The organism is Acidiphilium sp. PM (genome assembly GCF_000219295.1).
Taxonomy (GTDB): Bacteria; Pseudomonadota; Alphaproteobacteria; order Acetobacterales; family Acetobacteraceae; genus Acidiphilium; species Acidiphilium multivorum.
Genome location: NZ_AFPR01000006.1, coordinates 1 through 2,277, shown reverse-complemented (window position 1 = coordinate 2,277; position 2,277 = coordinate 1). Strand labels below are relative to the sequence as shown.

Below are 2,277 nucleotides of genomic sequence, written 5' to 3'. Positions count from 1 at the left end.
AATACTGATAGCCTGCCCCGGTGGCGGTTTACGCTGTATCGCGCGACAACATCCGGCGCTCCTCGGAATTACTGACTTTCGTGGTCATGGACCGTAAGCGGAGTGCTGGAACCCTTCTTCCGGTGACGGGGTAATTTGTGCTGGATCGGTGCGAAGTTTGGGCATCGAGCGGTCTCTATGGACGTAATTAACGACGACGCGAAGGCGAGGTTTCGGCGGATTGAGGTTTTGACTGGTCCGGGCCGTCGACGGCGGTGGTCGGACGCGGAGAAGGCGCGGATTGTTGCCGAGACGCTTCGTGGGGGAGCGACGGTGACGGAGGTTGCGCGGCGCTGGGCGCTTTGCCCGCAGCAGGTCTGGGGCTGGCGTCGGCAGGCCCGCGAAGGGCACTTGGCGCTCATTCAGGACGAGCATGTGCCGGCGTTCCGCCCTGTAGTGCCACAGCTCCGGCGTGCGCCCGATTTCACACGCCTTTTCAATTGCTTAGGAAAAACCGCTGTTTAACTGGGGCCAAAGAAGCTGCTCACAGTCATCGAGCCGCCGCAGGCCAAGGCCGCCTCATAGATACACGCTCCGCTTCCGCATCGAAAATCCATCGGAAAATAGACAGACTTTCCTCACGTCTGCCTCATGACCGCGAACCCGGGCCTGACACTGCCGGACAATCTCGGCAGCCACAAAGCACCCATCATCCGCGAGATGATCGAAGCCGCCGGCGCCAGCCTGCTCTATCTTCCACCCTACAGCCCCGACTTTAACCCGATCGAGAATGCCTTCTCGAAGATCAAGGCAATACTGCGCAAAGCCAGCGAGCGCACCATCGACCGCCTCTGGAGTGCAATCGGACAGATCATCGACACCATCACCCCCACCGAAGCCAAAAACTACTTCAGCGCCGCTGGATATGATCCATCCTGATCGGAAAATGCTCTAAGAACCGAATCGTCCATATCGTCCAATCAATCCATCCTTTATAGCTAATATAATTAATTTTATGCGCAATAATCTCTGTTTTTGGAATATTCCAAATAATATAATAGATTGAAAAATCTGCCGAACAAAATAAAGCCGCCAAGCTAACTCAATATAATTCCTTTTTATTAGAAAAATTCTATTTCTGATATAGTAGTAATTTCGGATCGGGCTGTGAATAATAAAATTCCTACAAAATATTTTCTGCCGCCCGTTTCCAATTTTGTGTATCATGATGTTGGTAAGGATTTGATAGCTCTGATAGCCATAAAATTTTCCACGAAGTCCCCATTCGATGTCGACAAGATCTATGAATAGTCCTTCTTCCATTAGCCCAATTTTGTTCAAAGTTGAAATTGGAATAAGGGAGCCGGAGGCAATAACAAAATCAACCGCAAAAATTTTTGATTTTTTAGAATCCAATTCTATTTTTTTAATTTTTAATCCATTGGCTTTCCAAGCAACATTTATCTTATCGTCTTGTGAATCCCTGTAAGAACAACCAACAGCTCCCACTCTTATACCTCTAATTTCCAAATCATGACATTCTTTATAAAGAGTCGAAACCAATTCATTTGGAATAATTGAATCTTGATCCATCAGAAGAATATATTTTGCTTTATGTGAATTGGCATATCGTATACCTTCATTTTGAGCTGATGCAATTCCTTTATTTTCTGAAAATTTAATCAGAATAATACCTTTTTTTATAGATAAAAAATCTAATTCTTGAAAGTTTATAGAATTATTATCAACAATAATAATTCTATAAACCTGACCAATTAAATATTTTATTGACTCTGATAAGGTGTTTATGTCTGGGTTATACGTGACTATGACGGCGTAGATTTTGGAGTTCATTGGCTTTTGTGCTGTCCTTGCCAAATCTATGCATGAGAACTTGCGAACATGTGATAAATTTTTGATTTAATGTTATATTTTTGTCAATGGCGGATCAAGGCTGGACAGCCGCAAATACCCCTTCGACTTGAGGGGGTGATGCTGCTTTGACGGCGGGTTGCAGGGTTTGGATTCGTTGCGTGACGCATTTGAATCCCGGCACGATGCGGGTGTCTGGGCAGGGGCGGTGGCTGCGGGATGGATCCCCATCATCTCATCCGATGCTGTCTTCGGCCGCCGGTCAAGTCAGTCTCAGGCACGACTGCTTTCCCCATGTGGCTCCAGGAACCGTCGATAAAAATGGCAGCCATTGAGGCCGCCAAGTTTAGGGAGAAAATGTCCAAAATAGCGAGGCGATGCCTCTCGAGAATGATATAATGCTGGGTACTGACGACGCCATATAAA

At 46.7% G+C, this 2,277-nt stretch carries 3 protein-coding genes and 1 pseudogene; 2 read left to right on the top strand and 2 right to left on the bottom strand.

Annotated features, from left to right (window positions below):
- Positions 1–177 precede the first annotated feature (177 nt).
- Together APM_RS23040 and APM_RS00100 are read left to right on the top strand one after the other, a co-directional pair.
- Positions 178–504 (top strand): transposase, encoded by a 327-nt coding sequence (locus APM_RS23040; protein ID WP_050807156.1) that lies wholly within the window; start codon positions 178–180, stop codon positions 502–504.
- Positions 505–660: 156 nt separating this feature from the next.
- Positions 661–918 (top strand): annotated as a pseudogene (locus tag APM_RS00100) (transposase); the annotation flags it as partial.
- A 12-nt stretch (positions 919–930) separates the two neighbouring features.
- On the opposite strand, the gene APM_RS20025 reads toward APM_RS00100, so the two are convergent.
- Both APM_RS20025 and APM_RS22355 read right to left on the bottom strand, forming a co-directional pair.
- Positions 931–1,833 (bottom strand): glycosyltransferase family 2 protein, encoded by a 903-nt coding sequence (locus APM_RS20025; protein WP_007421318.1) that lies wholly within the window; start codon positions 1,831–1,833, stop codon positions 931–933.
- Positions 1,834–2,081: 248 nt separating this feature from the next.
- Positions 2,082–2,277, bottom strand: a 196-nt coding sequence (locus APM_RS22355; protein ID WP_039887304.1) for a hypothetical protein, incomplete at its 5' end; no start/stop codon positions are given.

Bases quoted from the DNA above. Each gene is read 5' to 3' on its own strand.
- APM_RS20025 (WP_007421318.1), bottom strand. From the start codon at position 1,833: ATGAACTCCAAAATCTACGCCGTCATAGTCACGTATAACCCAGACATA.
- APM_RS23040 (WP_050807156.1), top strand. From the start codon at position 178: ATGGACGTAATTAACGACGACGCGAAGGCGAGGTTTCGGCGGATTGAG.